15 protein-coding genes are annotated in these 20,485 nt (G+C 50.1%); 4 read left to right on the forward strand and 11 right to left on the reverse strand.

Features of this window, described 5'->3' with window-relative positions:
• Positions 1–32: 32 nt before the first annotated feature.
• From BD749_RS01830 to BD749_RS01840, 3 genes are all read right to left on the reverse strand, one after another.
• Entirely contained in the window at positions 33–587 is a 555-nt protein-coding gene (locus tag BD749_RS01830) for a DUF4287 domain-containing protein (RefSeq protein WP_101442671.1), read from the reverse strand.
• A gap of 83 nt (positions 588–670) precedes the next feature.
• Positions 671–4,069 (reverse strand): UvrD-helicase domain-containing protein, encoded by a 3,399-nt coding sequence (locus BD749_RS01835; protein ID WP_101442672.1) that lies wholly within the window; start codon positions 4,067–4,069, stop codon positions 671–673.
• 174 nt (positions 4,070–4,243) lie between these two features.
• Positions 4,244–4,774 carry a hypothetical protein gene (locus tag BD749_RS01840; protein ID WP_101442673.1) on the reverse strand — a complete coding sequence of 177 codons (531 nt, stop codon included), beginning with the start codon at positions 4,772–4,774 and terminating at the stop codon, positions 4,244–4,246.
• Between the two features lie 659 nt (positions 4,775–5,433).
• On the opposite strand from BD749_RS01840, the gene BD749_RS01845 reads away from it, so the two are divergent.
• On the forward strand, positions 5,434–7,278 hold the full coding sequence (locus BD749_RS01845; RefSeq protein ID WP_101442674.1) for a DEAD/DEAH box helicase: 1,845 nt from the start codon (positions 5,434–5,436) through the stop codon (positions 7,276–7,278).
• Between the two features lie 343 nt (positions 7,279–7,621).
• On the opposite strand, the gene BD749_RS01850 is transcribed toward BD749_RS01845, so the two are convergent.
• The 3 genes from BD749_RS01850 to BD749_RS01860 all read right to left on the reverse strand — a co-directional run bounded on the left by BD749_RS01850 (position 7,622) and on the right by BD749_RS01860 (position 10,284).
• A complete protein-coding gene (locus BD749_RS01850; protein WP_101443579.1) occupies positions 7,622–8,065 on the reverse strand; it encodes a ferritin-like domain-containing protein in 444 nt (147 codons plus the stop codon).
• Between the two features lie 80 nt (positions 8,066–8,145).
• Positions 8,146–9,375 (reverse strand): BaiN/RdsA family NAD(P)/FAD-dependent oxidoreductase, encoded by a 1,230-nt coding sequence (locus BD749_RS01855; protein WP_101442675.1) that lies wholly within the window; start codon positions 9,373–9,375, stop codon positions 8,146–8,148.
• 81 nt (positions 9,376–9,456) lie between these two features.
• Positions 9,457–10,284 (reverse strand): SDR family oxidoreductase, encoded by an 828-nt coding sequence (locus BD749_RS01860; RefSeq protein ID WP_101442676.1) that lies wholly within the window; start codon positions 10,282–10,284, stop codon positions 9,457–9,459.
• Between the two features lie 81 nt (positions 10,285–10,365).
• Here BD749_RS01860 and BD749_RS01865 point away from each other — a divergent pair, with 81 nt between their 5' ends.
• The gene (locus BD749_RS01865; RefSeq protein ID WP_101442677.1) at positions 10,366–11,820 is read left to right on the forward strand and encodes a phytoene desaturase family protein; all 1,455 of its coding nucleotides are present in this window, start codon (positions 10,366–10,368) and stop codon (positions 11,818–11,820) included.
• Between the two features lie 187 nt (positions 11,821–12,007).
• On the forward strand, positions 12,008–12,895 hold the full coding sequence (locus BD749_RS01870; RefSeq protein ID WP_101442678.1) for a DNA/RNA non-specific endonuclease: 888 nt from the start codon (positions 12,008–12,010) through the stop codon (positions 12,893–12,895).
• Between the two features lie 65 nt (positions 12,896–12,960).
• On the opposite strand, the gene BD749_RS01875 is transcribed toward BD749_RS01870, so the two are convergent.
• Positions 12,961–13,365: a nuclease A inhibitor family protein gene (locus BD749_RS01875; protein WP_101442679.1), complete on the reverse strand. Its 405-nt coding sequence runs from the start codon at positions 13,363–13,365 to the stop codon at positions 12,961–12,963.
• Positions 13,366–13,487: 122 nt separating this feature from the next.
• Between BD749_RS01875 and BD749_RS01880 the strand changes: the two genes are divergently transcribed.
• Positions 13,488–14,357 carry an SDR family oxidoreductase gene (locus BD749_RS01880; protein ID WP_101442680.1) on the forward strand — a complete coding sequence of 290 codons (870 nt, stop codon included), beginning with the start codon at positions 13,488–13,490 and terminating at the stop codon, positions 14,355–14,357.
• Positions 14,358–14,672: 315 nt separating this feature from the next.
• Here the strand turns inward: BD749_RS01880 and BD749_RS01885 are convergent, their stop codons facing one another.
• The 4 genes from BD749_RS01885 to BD749_RS01900 all read right to left on the reverse strand — a co-directional run bounded on the left by BD749_RS01885 (position 14,673) and on the right by BD749_RS01900 (position 20,371).
• Entirely contained in the window at positions 14,673–15,329 is a 657-nt protein-coding gene (locus BD749_RS01885) for an SCO family protein (RefSeq protein ID WP_180336293.1), read from the reverse strand.
• A gap of 10 nt (positions 15,330–15,339) precedes the next feature.
• A complete protein-coding gene (locus tag BD749_RS01890; protein ID WP_101442682.1) occupies positions 15,340–16,146 on the reverse strand; it encodes a formylglycine-generating enzyme family protein in 807 nt (268 codons plus the stop codon).
• An 18-nt stretch (positions 16,147–16,164) separates the two neighbouring features.
• Positions 16,165–17,643, reverse strand: coding sequence for a copper-containing nitrite reductase (gene nirK / locus BD749_RS01895; RefSeq protein ID WP_245868620.1), 1,479 nt, complete (start codon positions 17,641–17,643; stop codon positions 16,165–16,167).
• A gap of 400 nt (positions 17,644–18,043) precedes the next feature.
• A complete protein-coding gene (locus BD749_RS01900) occupies positions 18,044–20,371 on the reverse strand; it encodes a S46 family peptidase (protein WP_101442683.1) in 2,328 nt (775 codons plus the stop codon).
• Between the last annotated feature and the right edge of the window lie 114 nt (positions 20,372–20,485).

The raw sequence follows: 20,485 nt of genomic DNA on the forward strand, positions 1-20,485 counted from the left end.
CATTTCCTGATACTATACCTAGCGGCTATACCTTACTTAGCTTCTTCGTAGGCGGCTTTCAACCAACCAATCAGTTCTGCATCGATCTCTCCTGCGTTCTGAAGCCGCACCCGATGGGAGCACATGGCGTTGAAGCTGCCTGATTTCTCCAGTCTGCCTTCCGGATCCTGACCTTTCAGGTTGATGCCCACATCGAGCCTCGTCTTTGTGGAGGGCTGTATCAGGGCAAACTGCTTTTTGCTGCGCACGCTCACATAGGCGTTTTTAGGAGCCAGTTCCACGTCGTTCCCAAACTGCTTTAGCCTGGCAACAAGTGTTTCATAGATGGGCAGCAGCTGCTCTTTGCCTTTATACTGCTTCTCCACCAGGTCTTCCGGCTTTTCGGCTGAACCGGCATCAGTGCCTTTGGCTTTGAGCGCTACCATGTTGGCAAAACCATGCGTAAAGCCGTGTTCTGTTTTCAAATACTTCACAATCTCACCGTGCTTCTGCAAGCCGGTGCTTTGTATGATCTGTATCCATCCCTCAAGCGACTTACCTGTGTTCTTCTGCAGGTTGTCGATCATGGTTTGTGCTGCTTTGTCCATGGTGCTGACAGTTTTTTTTATGGCGTTATGATTGTTATGATTCTCTAAGAGCCGCAAAGGCCTGATTTATTAACTGTTTATACCTACAGCGCCAGTCCCATTTGCAGGCTTTTGCCGCCATAGGACCATTCGTACAACTCTTCAGTATCGAAGTAGTAGAGGATACATTTCACATTTTCGAAACCCAGTTGCTTAAAGCGCACGGCATAGTGGTCCAGCTTGTTGCGGTGCTCTTCCAGAGGAGGCGGCAGCTTAAACTCCAACAGCACGACCTGGTCACCGTCAAATACCACCCGGTCTGGCTTATAAAGGTAGGCGCGGGCATCAAGCAGCTCTTTTTCGTGCTCTACCACCACTGCCTCCGAAAAATAACGGCTGATCTTTGGGTGATTGACCACCTCCTGCAGACGCTCCTTCAGTGCATTTTTCTCCCGGTCGCTGATAATGCCCTGGTATACCATCTGGCGCAGCACATCATCAAGCTGGGCTGCTGTCAGGATGCGGGAGAGGGCATAGTGCAGTTTCTTGTTCTGGATGCGCTGCTCGGTCTGCGTCTCGAAGTCGAAGACGTTGTTGGCATGCTGTTTCAGCTGCAGGCGCTGTGCCCAGTTGTTTGTCTGCAGGTAATCCAGGGTATAAACCGGGCCGAGTTCGCGGCGGCTGCTATCCTGCTTCCTGTCCTCGCCGGCGTATACCTGGTAGCACAGTTTACCATTCTCCCAGAGCCCCTCCGCCACCAGGTAGCGGTAGAGCAGATGGCTCACATTTTTGGCTGTTCCTTCCATCGCCTTCTGCGCCTTCCTTTCCTCGAGCAGGTCCTTGCCGTTGCCGATCAGGTATAGTCGGTCTTTCGGTCGGGTAAGGGCCACGTACAGCATGTTCAGGTTTTCGATAAAGGTTTTTTCTATCTCGGTGTTGTACTGGCCGGCCAGTTCGGTATGCTCCAGGCGGGAGCTGATATTCACCGCCACACTGCGCAACTTGCCCATCACCTTGTTTTCATCTGACAAACGGCTCCACATCAGGGCGCGTGTTTGCGGCTCGGTACTCCAGTCGGCGAAGGGAATGATCACGATCGGGTAGGCGAGGCCTTTGGCCTTGTGAATACTGGTGATGGTGATGGCGTTGCGGTCCTTGGGTGTGTTGATGCTCAGCTTTTCCTTCTGCACATCCCAGTAAGCCAGGAAATTGTTCAGGTTATTACTGTTCTTGAGGCTATACTCCAGTACCAGGTCCAGGAAGCGGAACAGGTATTCGCATTCGTTGTTGTGCCCCAGCAGGTTGAAAATTCGGATCAGCTGCTCGGTGAGTTCATAGATGGATAAATTGCCCGTTTCACGCTCCTTCACATCGAACTTTAGCTCACGCAGGTAGTCAAAAAATTGCTGCGGGTCTGCACCGTTGGCGATCTGGGCTATCTTTTGGGCTAAGGCTGTTGTAGGCACTTTGCCGCTGGTTACGGTATGGATCAGGTATAGCGCCTCTGATTTGGCCAATGTGTCGTTGGGACGGTTAAATACCCGGAACATGTCAATGATCAGGTTGATCACTTCGGCAAACTGCAGCGAGAGCGAGTCCTGCGAAATAATTTCGTATTGCTTCTCCTTTAGAAAATTGGCGATCAATTTGCTCTTCGCATTGGTGCGGCAGAGTATAGCCATATCCTTTAAGGTATAGCCATCCGCCAATCCCTGGCGCACGAGCTCCAGCACCATATTCAGCGTACTGGCATCGTAGCTAAGTTCCTGCGCATGGGTATAGTCATCGTAAAATTCTTCGGTGCGAACGCAGCTGCTCAGGTCGTATTTGTAGTTCAGGTCATCGGGATAGGTGAATATGATCTGCACCAGGCCACCTGACTTAGCATTCTCTGGTGCCTCCTGCACAAACTTATCGTCGTAGATGGAGGTGAAGGTGCCGTATACCTTGTGTTGTTCACTAAAGTAGGTAAACAACTTATTGTTGAACTCAATGATCTCGCGGCGGCTACGGAAGTTCTGCTGCAGCACATCAGGAGCCAGATTCTCACGCACCGATTCGTAGCGCTCCCGAATCATGTGACCGTGGCGCCGGTCTTCATAGAGCAGGTGTGTGTTCTTTTTGTACAGGTGCAGGATCTGCTCCATTTCGCCACCGCGCCAGCGGTAGATCGCCTGCTTGGCGTCGCCCACCACCATGCTGAAGTGGCCGGATGCCAGTGCATTGTCGACGAGCGGCAGCAGGTTGTTCCACTGCAGCACCGAAGTGTCCTGAAACTCATCGATCAGGATGTGGTTATACTTTTCGCCGAGGCGTTCATAAATAAAAGGCACCGGCTCCTGCAGCACAATGTCGATGATGCGCTTGTTGAACTCTGATATGTGCACCGTGTTACGGTCGAGCTTGATCTCCTGCAGGCATTTCTCCAACTCGTTCAGCACAGACACCTTATACAGATGCGGCACAACTGCCGAGATCAGGGTAAAGGTACCCACGTATCGTTCTTTGATCGATTCGATATTATAGTAGAGGTCCGTGAGCAGCTGGCGGATGCCGTCGATCTGGTTTTTAGTGGCCGTTGAGGTCTTGCCGGCATACCATTTGTCTTCCTCCACTGTCTGGCGGGCGTAGTTGTTGCCGTAGGTCAGGTCGGCTTCGCGGTTAAATTTGGTGAAATAGCCATAGAGCCCGCGTGCACCCTGGTAGAAATCGGCGGGGGAGAGGCCGGCCTGCTCAATAGCCACAAGTGCCTTGCCGGCATCTTCCTGTAATGCACCCAGTATACCTTCCTGCAGCTCTTTCAGCTGTTTCCGGATCTCCCTGAAATCCTCCAACGTCAGTCCCTGCAGGTCTGTCACGGCTTCGTATACTTGTTCGTTCAGCAGGTTTTTGGCAAAATCGGCCAGGTCGTCTGGCAGGGTGTTCCAGCTGCGGCCTTCGCGGGCTTTCTCCAGGGCGTACTGCTCCAGGGTTTCTGAGAGCAGGTCGTCCTTTTGGTTGCTTACCTTATCCAGCAGCAATTGCACGGCGGTGCTCACCAGCGTCTGGGAGTCCAGGTCAACCTCGAAGTTGTAAGGTATGTTGAGCTCCTTTGTAAAAGCCTGCACGATCTTATTAACGAAGCTATCGATGGTGCTGACCGAGAAGTCGCTGTAGTTGTAGAGGATCTGCGTAAACAAATGCCCGGCACGCTGGCGGAGCTGCTCCTTGTCAAACCTTTCTTCCGGAAAGCGTTCCTGCAGTTCAGAGGTGATCTTCTCCAGCAGGTCCTCACTCTTGCGCAATTCCCCTTCGCATATGTTAGGGTTGTTGAAATTATGAAGGGCGCCCAATATACGCTCCTTCATTTCGGCGGCCGCATCGTTTGTAAATGTAATCGCCAGAATAGATCGGTAATAGTCCGGATTGGAAGTATGCAGCGCCAGCTTCAGGTATTCTTTGGTCAGGGTATAGGTTTTTCCGGAACCAGCCGAGGAAGAGAGTATTTTAAAGTTTGGCGACATAGCTGAAGGCTTTTATAGGATTCTAAAGATACACCGACGACACGGCTTATGCCAGAGTTACCTGTAAAATAAAGGGCTGAAGGAAACCATATATTTGAAGGTCAGGGTATAAAATACAAAAAGCTCCCCCGCCTGCGCGAAGGAGCTTGATGCCTTTCTAAGTCTAAATAAAGGCTATGCGTATACGATCTGCCCTTTCTTTTCCTCTTTTGCCGGCGCATGTTCTTTCACACACACATTACGCATGATGCGCGCCATCGAGATGGAGTAGTCTGTGATAATGCAATGCTGCTGCTCAGTGCTCATCAGGGCTTTGCCGCCACCCAGTGTCAGTTTGTTCAGTTCGATTACTTCATCGAAATTCTGGCGCAGCATTTTGAGCGCCTTAAATGATGGCTCGTTGTAGTACATCGGGATAACCTGGCACACGGCATAGCTACCTTTTGCGCGCTCTTTCGCGATCATGTTACACAAATTGGAAGCATTCATCTTGTCCAGGTCCGAGATGATCACAAAGAACACCTTGGCGTCGCTCTTGTCAGATTTTATGACGGCATTGCTAGGCAACAGATTGCGTGAAACCTTGGCACCCTTCATAAAGTCTTCGTCTTTGAGAATCTTGTTGTGAATTTTGAATGCCAATGCTCCTGAGGCAATCAAATGAAAGTCCTTGCTTTGAGTTGTGATTTTGGAGAAGTGTAACATAATTAGAAAGGATTAAAGGGTTAAAGATCGAGTGTTTTTATAATTTCAGTGAACTGCTACTGCGTTGCAATCTCTATAAGTATACTGCTTTCAGAGTACAGGTAGGGCGAGGGCAAAACGAGCTACTCAAAATAATCGCACAGATCGATCATTTAGTATCACTCAGATTACTATCATTAAACTTTAACTGGTAATGTTGATGCAATACACTAAACTACGTGCAATAACTTGGATATACCAATGAAAAATTTCAATAATAGTTAATGGCTTGATTTTAAGTGTGAATGTAGTGTTATAACGGGTAAACGAGAACGTTGTTTCTTATTTCAATAATAATTTGCAATATTTTTAAGCAAAATAAAAAAGAATTTGAAATAAATATAATCGTTCGCCATTTATTAAAAACAATTTTATAATCCAATAATACAGAATACTTTATAGAGGCCTGTTTTACATTAAGTTGCCATACATAATGAAGGTTTCATAAATTATGCGTACCTTTGCAGCCGATTTGGAATCAGTCTGATTTAAGTAAAACTGGATTCACCGCTTTTTAAGCAAAACCTGGTTGATTTTATTCTTGTCGGACTTCTTTTTCGTAAAGAAGGGTTTATGGACAGGCTGTCTCCAGACGAAGTGTAAAAAGTTATTATAACAGAATGAACAAAATCAGATTTGACGAGCTTCCGCTTTCGCCGGAAGTACAGCGAGCTATCGCTGACATGGGCTTCGAAGAAGCTTCACCCATCCAAACAGAAGCAATCCCGGTAGTTTTAGAAGGACGCGACATTATTGGCCAGGCCCAGACGGGTACGGGCAAGACGGCGGCTTTTGGTATTCCTACCATTGAAAGCATCGACGAAAACGATCGCAGTGTGCAGGCCCTTATCCTGTGCCCAACGCGTGAACTGGCTATTCAGGTAGCCGGAGAAATCCAGAAACTTATCAAGTATAAGCCAGGCATCAGCATTGTGCCTATTTATGGTGGTCAGGCTTATGACCGTCAGCTGCGTGCCCTGAAGCAGGGTGTGCAGATCGTGATTGGTACTCCGGGCCGCGTGATGGACCACATTGAACGTGGTACCCTGAAACTGGACAAGATCAAAAAGATCATCTTGGATGAAGCAGACGAAATGCTTGACATGGGCTTCCGTGACGACATTGAGTTTGTATTAAGCAAAATGCCGGAGGAGCGTCAGACGATCTTCTTCTCGGCCACGATGTCCAAGCCGATCATGGACCTGACCAAGCGCTACCAGAACGATCCGGTAATCGTGAAAGTGGTGCACAAGGAACTGACCGTAACCAATATCGACCAGGTATACTTCGAGGTGCGTAACTCGATGAAGCAGGAAGTGCTTTCCCGCATCCTGGACATGCACAACATGAAGTCGGTGATCATCTTCTGCAATACCAAGCGTATGGTGGATGAATTGGTGACCAACCTGCAGGCCCGTGGCTACTTTGCCGACGGTTTGCACGGCGACCTGAACCAGAATCAGCGTTCTAACGTGATGGGCAAGTTCCGTAATGGCATGCTCGAGATATTGGTAGCGACAGATGTAGCAGCCCGCGGTCTGGACGTAGACAACGTGGAAGCGGTATTCAACTATGACCTGCCGCAGGACGAAGAGTCTTACGTACACCGCATTGGCCGTACAGGTCGTGCCGGTAAGTCAGGCAAGGCCTTCTCTTTTGTAGCCGGTCGCTCAGACATGTACAAGTTGAAGGACATCATGCGCTACACGAAGGCGAATGTGCAGCTGCAGCAGGTACCTACTTACGAAGACGTAAACGAGATCCGTACCAACCTGTTCCTAGAGAAAGTACGTGAGGTGCTGGAGAAGGGCAACCTGACCAAGCACATCAACACAATCGAAAAATTGGTTAATGAAGACTTCACTTCGCTTGAAATTGCGGCTGCCTTGCTCAAAATGAGCCTCAAGGAAGCCAAAACGAAAGAAGCGGGTAAAGAAGCCGAAAAAAGCATGGGCGGACCGAAAGCCGGTTTCGACCGCCTGTTCATCACGATCGGTAAGAAAGACCGCGTGCACCCGAAAGACCTGATCGACCTGCTGAGCCAGAACGCCGATATACCGGCTTCTAAAGTAGGCGACATCGACCTGTATGACAAGTTCAGCTTCGTGGAGGTTCCTACTGAATACACTGCTGACATTCTGCAAAAAGTAGGCAGAATAGAGGTGGATGGCCGTATGGTAATCGTGGAGAAATCACAGAAAAAAGAAGGTGGCGCCGGTGGCGAGAAAGAAGACTTCGGTTTTAGCAACCGTGATCGAAGCGACCGTGGCGGCAAGCGCTTCGGCGGCGGAGACCGCGACCGTGGAGGCTTCGGCGACCGTGACCGTGGTCCACGCAGAGACGGTGGCGGGTATGGAGGCGGTGGAAGCCGTTTTGGTGGCCGTGGCGACCGCGACTCTTTCAGAGGCGGTGACCGTCGCAGCAGCGGCGGCGACCGTGGCGGATTTCGCAAAAAAAGATTCTAAAAGGTAAACCTGCCTGGCGCAGGCCCGTAAAAGAAGATATACAAAGCTTGAAGAGTAAAATCCTTCAAATTGTAAGAAAAGGCTGACTTGAAACGTCAGCCTTTTTGTTTTAAAAATATTTTTATTCAATTCGCAACCTTGGCCTGAACCATGCGTTAAAGAAGGTATCATAAAAAGGTTGGAAGATTATTCTACTGTTTTACGCAGTTAGAACTGATAAGCCTGACATCAGACGGATGTCAGGCTTATTATTTTTATACCTATACCTGTGGCTTTACATAAGGCACAAAAAAAAGGAGCTTTAATGGCTCCTTTCTGTATTTTAATGTGCTTCAATCACTCATCAGGCGCTGTCACGCAGTGAGCGGATGTGGTCGTGTGCGTTTTTCACGTCCTGGTATTGCTGGGCAATGATTGGGTTCAGTTCGCCGGGCAGATTTTTCTGCACAGCTTCCTCGTAAGCTTTTACGGCATAATCCTCTCCACGCTCACACTCCTCCAGAATACGTTTTCTGTCTTTGGAAGAAAGAGCGGCTTTAATATCGATCCAGGCGCGGTGCAGGGTACCTTCGATAGAACTGGACTCGTCATCGGTCTTGCCCATTTTGTGCAGTTGGTCCTGCAACTCGGTGATCATGCTGTCGCGCTGCACGGCGTATTTGCGGAACAGCTCTTTCAAGTCCTGATCCTCTACGTCTTCGGCAGCAGTTTTATAGCCTTTCACACCGTCCTTGCATCTTTCGATGAGGTGATGCACGGTTGAATAAACTTCTTTATTAATTTCCATAGTGATATTTTTATTTGGTTTTGTATGCTGATGTACTGCAATCAACAGCATTTTGTTTCCAAAATGGATATATCGCTATGCTAGGATATGGAAGAGGCCATTGCCCTGCCTGCCAGATAGCCGGTAGTCCAGGCCGCTTGAAAATTAAAACCACCTGTAATACCATCAATATCAAGCACTTCGCCAGCAAAATACAAACCCGGATGCAAGCGGCTTTCCATCGTTTTCGTATTGATTTCGCTCAGATCAACACCGCCGCATGTCACAAACTCTTCTTTAAATGTGGTTTTGCCATCTACTTCAACCGGCATGCGCAGCAGCGCCTCCACCAGTTTGTTCGTGTTTTTAGCGGGAAGTTCGGCCCACTTTGTTTCTTCTGCTATACCGGCTATACCTGTCAGGGTTTTCCAGAGTCGTTGTGGCAGTCCGAAAAAAGGATTGGTGGTGACAACTTTTTTGGGATGTGACTGACGGTAGCTTTGCAAATGCTCCCGCAGACTTTCTTCTGTTTGATCATGCACCCAACTGATTAGGGCGGTAAAGCGGTAGTTCATGTCATGAAACAGGCGGGCACCCCAGGCGGAGAGCTTAAGCACGGCCGGTCCGCTATAGCCCCAGTGCGTGATGAGCAGGGGGCCTTCGTATTCCAGTTTCTGACCAGCGATGCGTACCCTGGCCTGTGGCACGGCTATTCCTTGCAATTCCTTGAGTGGCGAGCCTGGTACGTTAAAGGTAAAGAGGGAAGGGACTGGTTCTTGAACGGTGTGCCCCAATGCCCGCAGCCAATCGTAGTTCTGGCTTTTGGGACTGCCTCCGGAGCATATCAACACGCGGTCGGCCTGCACTTCCTTGTCATTGTTCAGGTATAAGGTATAGCCTTCTTTGTCTGGATGCGGCACGATACGCTCCACCGCTATACCTGTTTTTACGCTTACACTCACATGAGCGGCTTGTCGCTGGAGACAGTCAATAATGGTTTGGGAGTTATCCGTCACCGGAAACATGCGTCCGTCGGCCTCCGCCTTCAACTTCACGCCGCGACGCTCAAACCACTCCACCGTTTCTGCGGCTCCAAAAGCCTTGAAAGCTTCCTTAAGTTGCTTGGCGCCGCGTGGATAATGCTGGGCAAACACCGACGGTGTAAAGCAGTGGTGGGTCACATTGCATCGTCCGCCCCCCGAAACCTTAACCTTAGACAGCAGTTTGTTGCTCTTCTCCAGGATGGTAACCTGTACCTCCGGATTGGCCTGCGCACAGGCAATGGCCCCAAAGTACCCGGCCGCGCCGCCGCCTATTACGATTATATTCATTTGACTGTTAATTGTTAATTGTTGATTGTTTGCTCTAAAAGGGAATAACAATTAGCAATCAGCAATTCTACCGCAAAGATACTAAAAGAATGCCATGGGGTTGGGGTAGGAGAAGACGTAGGCCAGGTCATCTTTCACTTTCTGGCTGTTGATGAGTTTGAAGCTTGTCTCTTCCATGTCCTTGAATGTGGGGGCCTCCAGGTGGAGTGCCTTGGCGGCTGCCACATAAAAATCACGTCGGCTTGGGTGTTCGTCGGCGCAGGCGTTATATACCTGCCCCCATTTTTCCTCTGTTATGATGCGCTCCAGTATATTCAGGCAGTCCTCGAGGTGGATCAGATTGACAGGTGCATCACCGTTTGGCAGATCGTGCTTGCCGGCCATAAACCGACCAGGTTGTCTGCTGTCGCCAACCAGGCCGCCAAACCTAACCACCGTGCATACCCAGCTTTCACTATTCTGAAACATGCGTTCTACCTTCAGGAGCGTGTTGTCCGGATCTCTTTCGTCTGTGAAGCTGGTATCCTCTTCAGTCACAATCCGGTTCAGGTCAGGGTATACGGAAGTGGAGGAAACGAAAAGCACCCGGCTAACCGTTGATTGCAATAGCGCTTTTTGAAGCACAGTCATCTGTTGCAGGTAGCTCTCGCCACCATCAGCGCGAAGCTTGGGCGGGATATTCAGTATCAGCACATCCGCCTGAAGAAAATCCTTCAGCGTATCGGCACTTAATAAGGGATCAGCAAGGTTGACCTGAAAAGGTTGAATACCTGACTGGCGCAGGAGCTCCAGCTTTTTTTCGGAAGTTGTGGAGCCATTAACGCTTAGCCCAGACCGGACCAGTCTCTCAGCCAGCGGAAGCCCCAGCCAGCCGCAGCCCATTACACTGATATCCACTTTATTTTGCATCGCTCTGGTGTTTTGATCTTAACATTCCGTAAGCTCACTTGTTATCGCTTGCGACAAAGGTAAGCCTAAATTTATTCATCCATGCAGTACGACGTCATCCTGGTCGGTTCCGGATTTGGTTCACTCACAGCCGCAGCGCTGCTCGCCCAACGAGGATTAAAGGTTGCGGTGCTGGAGCAGGCCAAATATCCCGGTGGCTGCGCATCTTCTTATAAACGCAAAGGCTTCTGGTTTGAGACAGGCGCCACGACACTGGTTGGGTTGGATGAATACATGCCCCTGCGCTATCTGCTGGACGTGACAGGTATAGAACTGCCGCTCATAAAACTCGATATTCCCATGCAGGTGCATCTGCCAGATGGTCACGTTATAACCCGCTATAATCAACTGGGAGATTGGATACAGGAAGCTGAGCGCGTGTTCGGAGCGGAAGGTCAGCGGCCATTCTGGGAGCACTGTTACCGTATGAGTCAGCAAGTATGGCGCACCTCGCTGGAGCAACAGGCCTTTCCTTTTTCAAATCTAAAGGACCTTTGGCAATCCTTCAAGCAGGTTCGCTTCCACCAGCTATCGTTGTTGCCTGGTGCCTTTCGTACCATGCAGGACCTGCTTGCCAGGTATGGTCTTCATGAAAACGAGCTGTTTGTCGACTTCGTGAACGAGCAGTTATTGATCACAGCCCAAAACCGTCTAGAAGAAGTAAATGAGCTTTTCGGTGCTACCGCCCTGTGCTATACCTTGTTTGGTAACTACTATGTCGAAGGAGGCATGATCGCGCTGGCCCGTGCTCTTGAGCGATACCTACACAGCAAAGGCAGCACGATCCTGTACAGGCGAAACATACAGGCCATTATACCTCAACCTGATGGATATGAGGTAAAGTGCCTGGCCGGCAATTACCAGGCCCGCTTTGTGATCAGTGGCATTCCGCTCAATGATACTTTCCAGTTGTTTCAAGAAACAAAGGTGAAGCAAAAGCTGAAGCCATACCTGTTGCCCTCCGGAAAACTGAACGGGGCTTTCACGATGGCCATTGTGCTCCGCAACGCGCCGGCTATACCTGTGCTGCATCACCAGGTACACATGCCTGAGGGTTTACCAGTAATTGGCAGCAAGAGCTTTTTTGTTAGCTATAGCCACCCAAAGGACAAGGTAAGGGCAGGAGAGGGCGAGCGAGTAGTGGCAGTGAGCACACATGTACCAGATCCGGCTAACTTAAAAATTGAAGATAAGCACATAATTGAAGAGGCGATCATCAGCAGAATGGAAAAGTCAAGTATGCTGCACCGATCGGATATCCTGCACCTGGACTCTGCCACGCCTGGCGCCTGGATCTTCTGGACGCAGCGAGCCTATGGTATGGTGGGGGGCTACCCTCACTACCGCGACATTAAACCCTGGCAAATGAAAGACGCGCGCCTGGACCACAAAGGAGCTTACGTTTGCGGCGACTCTGTATACCCGGGTCAGGGCATTGTCGGCGTTTGCCTGAGTGGCATCATCGCAGCAAACAAGCTCCTTCAGGATCACTTTTAAAGTATTCGATTTAGGGAAATGCTTCATCATTCTGTTTTGCGGTTCAACAGGCAATTTGTGATTATAACAGGGTGGTCTATACCTGATTAATGAATTTACATTCACGTATGAAAATATAATAATCTGATAATGTTTGAATGAAGCTGGTGTTGCATCTTTGCTTTGTAAAACATATAAACTTAAAGCTATGCTAACACACTTAAAACGCATCCTATACCTATCGATGGTTGGCTGGATGCTGGTTTCCTGCTCGGAAGAATCTGTAATCTCGCCAAAGGATGAGGCCAATGTTGGTACGCCTGACAGCATTGCCAATGCCACTGCCACGAAAGATGGTAACCTGGCAATGGGCAACCCAAGCGGGGCCAACACCAGTTACTCCAATTACCTGATCAACAAGTCGCAGTTTTCGATGTCCTATAACTCTTACCGAGGCACACCAAACTGGGTTAGCTGGCACCTGAGCAGTGCCTGGTTGGGCAGCACACCGCGCCAGGATGATTTCCGGGCGGATAACTCCCTGCCAAGTGCTTTCTACAGGGTTCAGCCGTCCGACTACACTGGTAGTGGTTTTGATCGTGGCCACAATACACCTTCAGCTGATCGTACACTTACCGTGTCGGACAATTCGGCCACATTCCTGATGTCGAACATGATTCCGCAGGCACCTACCAACAACCAGCAGGCCTGGGCGAACCTGGAGAACTATTGTCGCAAATTGGTCAGTCAGGGCAATGAACTCTATATCATCATGGGGCAGTACGGCAAAGGCGGCACAGGCAGCAATGGCTATAAGGAAACCTTGGCCAATGGAAAGGTAACAGTGCCGAACCGTATCTGGAAGGTGATTGTAGTATTGCCCGTAGGCACTAGTGACGTAAGCCGGGTGACCACCAGTACCCGTGTCATCGCGATTGATACGCCCAACTCCAACAATATCAGCACCAGCTGGGGAACGTACCGCACCACCGTGGACGCTATCGAAGCCAAAACAGGCTATAACATCCTCTCCAATGTATCCTCTTCTGTTCAGAGTGTAATCGAAGCGCGGGTAGACAACGGACCAACATCTTAAGGTATAGCTTGATAAGCTATATAAAAAAATCCCCGGCTGCTCTAGTCGGGGATTTTGCTTTTTTCTCAGGTTTCCACCACCATTGTTTTGAGGCCGGCTATCTCGCCTCCCGGTGTGCGGCCAAGTATGAGCACCAGTTTCTGGGTTTCACCAATGCGGTACACCTTCACGCCCTGCAGGAGCTCCTGTAGTTTTTTCTCCAGGTTCTGAAAACGGTTGGCCTGCTGCAAACCCTTTTCGCCCGCGTCCGGTCTGGCTTGGGTCATATTTCGAAAAAAATACCCTAGTTCCATTTCCTCATAAGGATAATCGGCAGGCATGCCGGCCAGTTTGAGTACCGTTTCTTCATTCAGTTCTTCTCCCTGGAAATTCTCGGCTAAGTAAAATTCAAAAGGAGCGTCGGTCTCACTCAACATGAGCAGTCCGTCGGTCGCCGCTTTCAGTTCAGTTTCAATTTGTTTTAGATCCATAGTTTTAAATGCTTCAGCAAAAGAATGCTTCTTTTACTCTTATTTTCGCCGTAGGTTCTTATCTTTAGCTAGTCAGCCCTGACAATTATACGTTAGCTTTTTAAAACATACAAAATAAGACCATGAAGGCAGAACCAATGCTGAAAGAAGGTGCCCTGAGGGGCAAAACCATTGTGGTAACGGGTGGCGGCACCGGCCTTGGCCGCTCTATGACAAAGTATTTCCTTGAACTCGGCGCCAATGCCGTGATCTGCAGCCGCAAACAGGATGTGCTCGAAAAAGCCGCCGATGAACTGATGCAGGAAACCGGCGGGCAAGTGCTCCCAGTTGTCTGTGATGTGCGCAAGTACAGCGAAATTGAAGCCATGCTGCAAGCTACGCTCGACAAGTTCGGCAGGGTAGATGTGCTCGTCAACAATGCTGCCGGTAACTTTGTGAGTCCCACAGAGCGCCTCAGCCATAAAGCCTTTGATGTGATCACCGATATAGTACTTAAAGGCAGCTACAACTGTACGCTGGCGTTGGGCAAATATTGGATAGAACAGAAGCAGGAGGCAAGCATACTCAATATCGTAACCACTTACGCCTGGACCGGTTCCGGCTACGTAGTGCCCTCCGCCTGCGCAAAAGCCGGTGTGCTCGCCATGACGCGCTCGCTGGCTTCTGAATGGGCCAAGTACGGTATCCGCTCCAACGCCATCGCACCCGGCCCTTTCCCTACAGAAGGCGCCTGGACCCGACTATTTCCAAAGCAACTTGCTGATAAGCTGGACCCGGTGAAGCGTATACCTGTCGGTCGTTTCGGCGAGCACCAGGAACTGGCCAACCTGGCTGCCTACCTGGTGTCCGACTACGCCTCGTTCGTGAACGGCGAAGTGGTGACCATAGACGGCGGCGAATGGCTCTACGGTGCCGGTGAGTTCAACGCCTTTGATCAAATTCCGCAGGAAATGTGGGACGCGATGGAGAAGCAGATGCGAGGGAAGGGGTGATTAAATTAGTGAATGAGTGATTTAGCGAATGAGTGAGTGATTAAACCGTTGATTGTTAAATTGTTGTTGTAGGGATTAGTCGTGCCCCTTTTTTGTCATCTCGACTATAGAAGAGATCCGGGGCATTTTGGTACCTGAACAATACTCCAGATTTCTCCCTAGGGTCGAAATGACAGGTAAGTGCTTATGTTGGCGGCATCAGAAGGCAGGGGCTCTCATTATCGTGAACATTCTGAAGCAATGTATTTGCAAACAAAAAATCCCTGGACTGCATGCAAATGCATCGTCCAGGGATTTTGGTTTATGAGCTATACTTTAAATTTTCTGCAACAGGCTCTTGATCGCGTTGACGGTTTCGTCAGGTTCAACGCCTAAACCTTCTGCCTGGTGGATGATCTCACCATTTTCATTCAGCACAGAAATGATGTTGGAGTGAGAGATTTCGCCGTCCAACTCCATTTTGTACTTCATGTTTAGGAGGGCGGCCAGCTCCCGGATGTTATCCTGCTCGCTTGTAAGTAGCGTCCAGCGTTTTGGGTTTAAGTTGTTGGACTCCGCAAACTGCAGCAAACGCGCTGGTGTGTCGCGGGCAGGGTCCATGGTTACGAGCACAATCCCGATATCTTCCTGCTTGTACTGTTCCAAACCCATTTCGATGCGCTTTAAGTCGGCGACAATACGCGGACAGGCGTAGCTGCAATGGGTATAGACCATGGCCACTAGCTGCACTTTGCCCTGGAAATTCTGCAACTTAAGCTCTTCACCGCGTTGGTTCTGCCAGTCCGAATCGAGGTTATAAAGCGACATATCGGTTAGGGCAGCTGCAGGTATAGCAAGCGTACCGGTGCCATCAGGCAGGCCTTCAGCAACTGGCTTTGCGCAGCAGCTGTCATCTTCGTGTGCCACTTCCTGCTGGCAGGCAGTCAGGCCAAGCGCGATAAGCGTGAACAGGTATAAGGTAAAGCGTTTCATAAGATTCGAATTATTTTTTGGCTGTAGTCTGTACGGGTACGTCCTGCACGCATCGGAAGCCCAGGTTCGCCACGGTGTAGTTGGCCTTAAGGCTGGAGCGGAAGGCGTAGCGCATAAAGGCCACATAGTTTTTCACGTCACTGGCTCCGGTAGATCCGGCACCGCAGAACAATTGCCTGTCCAGGCTGGCATTTTGTCTCGACTCGCCTACGATCAGGGCAGAGTTAAAGTCAGAGGTCCATTCCCATACCAACCCGATCATGCCGTAAAGACCATAGTAGTTTTTAAAGGCGCTCTGCACTGGAGGCAGGTACTTGGGGTTGGGCTGGCTGTACCAGTCGAGGCTGCGCTGGTAAAAGCTGGGCTCACTGGAGGCGTCCTTTTTCGTTTCGCTGGCCAGTGCGGCAAACTCCCATTCGTTTACGGTTGGCAGTCGCTTGCCCTGGCACTCGCAATAGGCCTTGGCCGCAAACCAAGATACATTGATCACAGGGCTGTCTTTCAGCTTATCTGCTGCAGGGCCCACGCCCAGCGGGCTGGCCCAGTGCTTCAGGTAGCCGGCGTCGGCAAACAGTGCTTTCACCTCCGACTTCCGCCATTTTGGATATTTGGCTAAAAAGTCCTCATATTGGGCATTCGTGACCGGGTATCTGTCCATCCGGAAACTCTGCACAGTCACGGTTTGGTTGTTGCTGCCGTACAGCGGCACAAAAGTGCCCCCCTTTACAGGAACCATATCGGTCGGGGTGCTCTTTTGTGCTTGTGCTATACTGCAAGCTCCGATCACCAAAACTAGGGTCAGAAGTCGTCGGAACATGGTACTAAGTATTAAGGATTAGTGCTTATACTTGTCTTTGGCTTTCTTCACCTGCTCAGGTGTTACTTCGCCGCCTTTGTTGCTCCAGCTGTTGAGCACATAGGTCATTACATTGGCAATTTCCTCGTCACTCAGTTTCAGCTTTGGCATGGTGCTGTTGTATACCTCTCCATTTACTTTGATCTGACCTTCCAGACCGTGTGCCACCACCCCGATAGAGCGATCCACGTCAGCGTTCAGGTAGTCAGACTTGGCAAGCGGCGGGAAGGCGCCTTTTATGCCTTGGCCTTCGGCCTGATGACAAGCCTGGCAGTTTTGGGCGTACAGTGTCTTACCCAGTTCCAGGCGCATGTCCTTGTTATTGGCAATGGCAGCTTTCGGAGCGTTAGACTTTGGCATTTCCTGTACCACTGAGCCCTCTGGGAGGTATATTTTCTGCTCGGTCTGTCCGGAGAAGATGGCCAGGTTGTCCGGGCCTTCTACTTTAAGCATGCCCAGGGCACCCTTGTTGAAAGTACGGAAGATGGAGTGGTCCACGAGCACGTAGTTACCCGGAACGTCTACTTTAAACTCTGTGATGGCAGAACCACCGGCAGGTACAAGGGTTGTCTGAACGTTCTTATTCACGTTTGATCCGCCCTCTACATACACATTGTCGAAGATCTCACCGATCACGTGGAAGCTCGATACCAGGTTTGGACCGCCGTTACCAACAAACAGACGCACTTTGTCGCCTACTTTGGCAGTGATGGCATTGTCGCCTGTCATAGAACCTACAGAACCGTTGAACACCACATAAGAGGGTTTCTCGTCAAGGGCTTTTTCCATATCGAATGGTTGCAGGCCAGGGGCACCGAAGGCTCCTTTGGTGTAAAAGTCACCCTGCATCACGTAGTATTCTTTGTCAACCGGCTCCATACCTTCTTCCGGCTCCACCATGATCAGGCCGTACATACCGTTGGCGATGTGCATACCTACCGGTGCTGTAGCGCAGTGGTATACATACAGGCCAGGGTTGATCGCTTTGAAATTAAACACCGTCTCCTGACCAGGTGCTGTAAAAGTAGCGGCTGCGCCACCACCTGGGCCTGTTACGGCGTGCAAGTCAATGTTGTGTGGGTTTTTACTGTCAGGGTGGTTCATCAGGTGAAACTCCACCTCATCGTTCTGGCGCACGCGGATAAATTTACCCGGCACCGAACCACCGAAGGTCCAGAAGGTATAGTCCACGCCGTCAGCAAGCTTTTTCACCACTTCGGTTACTTCCAGGCGTACCACTACTTTAGCAGGGTGCTTGCGGGTGATCGGGGCGGGAACAAGGGGAGCGTCGGTCAACTCAGCCTCGATAACAGGCATCTCCGCGGGAGCGGCCGTTTCGTTGAGGGAGTTGAGTATCTCGGCATTTGTGGTCTTGGTACCACAGGAAGTAGCCATTCCGAGGCAGAATATGCCTACTATGGCCAGCCGTATTGCTTTTGGTAAATGTGACCGTTTCATAAGAATTGCTGTTAGAGTGTCTTTATGGTTACAAAAGAACACCACACACTCTTTTATTTTTATGACTGTAGTCAGTCGCAGAAGTGACTTTCATCACTTGGGTTATAACGCCTATTCTAAATGGGTCTGTTTTTAGAAATTAGCTGCATTCCCTGCAGCGAGTATTGCTAGTCAAATCAAATTTGGGCTTTATTATAGGGCAAAAGTAGGTATAAAATATGCATCAGCGCAGATTAATACTTACCAAAGTTATAAGCCTCTGTATTTGCTTATTATAATTTGACTCCGGTGCAAGCGGCAAAATAGGTGAAGGCATGACCCTGGGAGGTATAAGGCCCAACAAAAAGCCCCATCTGGTTAAGCAGACAGGGCTTTTGAATAATAAATATAATGACTGAGACTAGTTTACAACCTCTGCAGCTTCTTTCTCTTTCTTTTTAGCAGCTTTTTTAGCGGCTTTCTCGGCTTTGCGCTGCTCCTTTTTGGAGAGTTTCGTAGCTTCTGCCGGTATTTCGGATTTGCGACGGGCATCGATCTGCGGCAGACCGGAAGTGTTGTCCGTTACCAGTGTCATCTCTTTTACGAGGTGACCGGCACCAGCAAACTTGTCTACAATAAAAAGCATGTAGCGCACGTCCACGGAGATGTTACGAACCTGATCCGGGTTGTAAGTCAGGTCACTCATGGTGCCTTCCCAGTTCCGATCGAAGTTCGTTCCGATCAGCTGACCGTTAGCGTTGATTACCGGTGAGCCGGAGTTACCGCCAGTGGTGTGATTCGATGCGATAAAAGCCACCGGAAGCTGACCGTTCACGCCATAAGGGCCGTAGTCCTTCTTGTCGTACAGCTCCTGCAGACGGGCAGGTATAGCATAGTCTTCGGCGGCACCAGAGGCAGCTTTTTCGATAATGCCTTCGAGGGTAGTAAAGTACTTATACTTCACGCCATCCACAGGTTCGTATGGCTCCACTTTGCCGTAAGCCACACGCAGGGTCGAGTTGGCATCCGGGTAGAACTTACGGTCCTGCTGCATCTCGCGTAAACCGGTCATGTAGGTTCTATAGAGCAGGTTTAGGTTATCGTTCACCTTGTTGTAGGTAGGGAGCACATTGGCACGGTAATAATCGTTTATGCTGCTTGCCAACTGGAAGCCCGGGTCATTTTTCAGTGGGTTTGGCTTACCTGCTTTTATATCGGCTATAGCCTTGCGCACACCCGCTTCAGAAGTGAAAAGCGACTTGCTGTATACTTCATCTGCATACTTCGAGAAATCACCCTTATATTTCTGGCGTACTACTGCAAAGGCCGCCGGATGCAATTTCTGATCCAGGTTCTCGTAATACATAATCAGCAGGGCAGCAAACAGCTTCTTGTCGGTAGGGGCATTGTAGTTCTTAAAGTAGCCCGCTACGCCTTTCTCCAGACGGTCGAGTTGTGCGTTGATCTCCTGTTGCGGAGCCTTGGCTTCGATCAGCTCGTTCAGCCTTATGAAGTCATTGGCATAGCGCACCAGTTCCACGCCCCAGGCGGCTTCCATAATATAATCACGGGCAATGGTGATGCCTTCCAGCTGCCTGTAATTCTTTTCAAATTCGGAGATCAGGTTTCCATAGGTCTGTTTGCGGCTCGCATCGGCATTAGCCCAGGCGGTAAACTGCTTTTCGAGCTCCTGCTTGCGTGCAATGGTATTGGCTTTGCGGAGACCACGGCTCTCACCGATCCATTTCTTCCAGGCATTGGCTACGCTCGCGTGCTTGGCGGCATACTGGATGCGCACAGCGTCTGAGGCTTTCATGTCCTCGTCCAGCACGGCCAGTTTCGTGTCGCGTATCTTAATTTTGTGCGGGTTGGAGGTTTCGTAGATTTCCTGGATGGCGTGTGAGGTCAGGTACTCGTTCGTGCGGCCCGGGAAGCCAAATACCATCGTAAAGTCATTCTCCTGCACACCACTCAGCGAAATAGGCAGGTGGTGCTTCGGCTTGTAAGGCTTGTTGTTCGGAGAGTATTCGGCCGGGTTGTTGTTCTCGTCGGCATAAATGCGGAACATGGCAAAGTCGCCGGTATGGCGTGGCCACATCCAGTTGTCGGTATCGCCACCGAATTTACCGATAGATGATGGGGGAGCACCCACCAAACGGATGTCGCGGAAAGTCTCCGTCACATACATGTAATATTCGTTGCCGTAGAAAAACGGGCGGATAATGGCGTCGTAGTGCGTGCCTGCAATGGCCTGCTGACGCACCTTGGCGATGTTCTGCTGCACCATTTTCTCGCGTTCGGCTTCTGCTACATTGGCCGGTATACCTGCCAGCACCTGCTGCGTCACGTCTTCCATGCGCACGATAAAGGTAGCGAAAAGGCCTGGGTTCGGAAGCTCCTGTTCACGATTCATGGCCCAGAAGCCATTGGTCAGGTAGTCTTTCTCAACGGAGCTGTGGCTCTGAATCTGGCCGTAGCCGCAATGGTGGTTGGTAAGCAGAAGACCTTCAGAAGAGATCATCTCGCCGGTACAAAAACCGCCAAACGAAACAATGGCGTCTTTCAGGCTCGACTGGTTGATGCTGTAAATGTCTTCGGCAGAGAGCTTCATGCCCTTTTTCTGCATTTCCGCCTCGTTGAGCTGCTTGAGGAGCATAGGCAGCCACATCCCTTCGTCAGGCTTGGCCGTGCTTATACCCAGACTCAGGCAGGCGGCAGCAAAAAATGCTATAATGCGCTTACTGATCATGGTTTATTATTAGAGTTGGTTTTGTGAGCCGAAGATACGGAAGAAATATGAGTTTAGGAGTTTGGGAGTTGGGGAGTTGGCGAGTTAAACAAATATGTCATTTCGAACTGGGCG

Origin of the sequence: Pontibacter ramchanderi, from assembly GCF_002846395.1 — a bacterium.
GTDB lineage: Bacteria > Bacteroidota > Bacteroidia > Cytophagales > Hymenobacteraceae > Pontibacter > Pontibacter ramchanderi.

Coding starts and splice junctions, on each gene's coding strand:
- BD749_RS01850 (WP_101443579.1), bottom strand. CDS start 8,065: ATGGAAATTAATAAAGAAGTTTATTCAACCGTGCATCACCTCATCGAA.
- BD749_RS01880 (WP_101442680.1), top strand. CDS start 13,488: ATGAAGGCAGAACCAATGCTGAAAGAAGGTGCCCTGAGGGGCAAAACC.
- BD749_RS01900 (WP_101442683.1), bottom strand. CDS start 20,371: ATGATCAGTAAGCGCATTATAGCATTTTTTGCTGCCGCCTGCCTGAGT.
- BD749_RS01865 (WP_101442677.1), top strand. CDS start 10,366: ATGCAGTACGACGTCATCCTGGTCGGTTCCGGATTTGGTTCACTCACA.
- BD749_RS01885 (WP_180336293.1), bottom strand. CDS start 15,329: ATGAAACGCTTTACCTTATACCTGTTCACGCTTATCGCGCTTGGCCTG.
- BD749_RS01855 (WP_101442675.1), bottom strand. CDS start 9,375: ATGAATATAATCGTAATAGGCGGCGGCGCGGCCGGGTACTTTGGGGCC.
- BD749_RS01890 (WP_101442682.1), bottom strand. CDS start 16,146: ATGTTCCGACGACTTCTGACCCTAGTTTTGGTGATCGGAGCTTGCAGT.
- BD749_RS01845 (WP_101442674.1), top strand. CDS start 5,434: ATGAACAAAATCAGATTTGACGAGCTTCCGCTTTCGCCGGAAGTACAG.
- BD749_RS01870 (WP_101442678.1), top strand. CDS start 12,008: ATGCTAACACACTTAAAACGCATCCTATACCTATCGATGGTTGGCTGG.
- BD749_RS01875 (WP_101442679.1), bottom strand. CDS start 13,365: ATGGATCTAAAACAAATTGAAACTGAACTGAAAGCGGCGACCGACGGA.
- BD749_RS01860 (WP_101442676.1), bottom strand. CDS start 10,284: ATGCAAAATAAAGTGGATATCAGTGTAATGGGCTGCGGCTGGCTGGGG.
- BD749_RS01835 (WP_101442672.1), bottom strand. CDS start 4,069: ATGTCGCCAAACTTTAAAATACTCTCTTCCTCGGCTGGTTCCGGAAAA.
- BD749_RS01830 (WP_101442671.1), bottom strand. CDS start 587: ATGGACAAAGCAGCACAAACCATGATCGACAACCTGCAGAAGAACACA.
- BD749_RS01840 (WP_101442673.1), bottom strand. CDS start 4,774: ATGTTACACTTCTCCAAAATCACAACTCAAAGCAAGGACTTTCATTTG.
- nirK (WP_245868620.1), bottom strand. CDS start 17,643: ATGAAACGGTCACATTTACCAAAAGCAATACGGCTGGCCATAGTAGGC.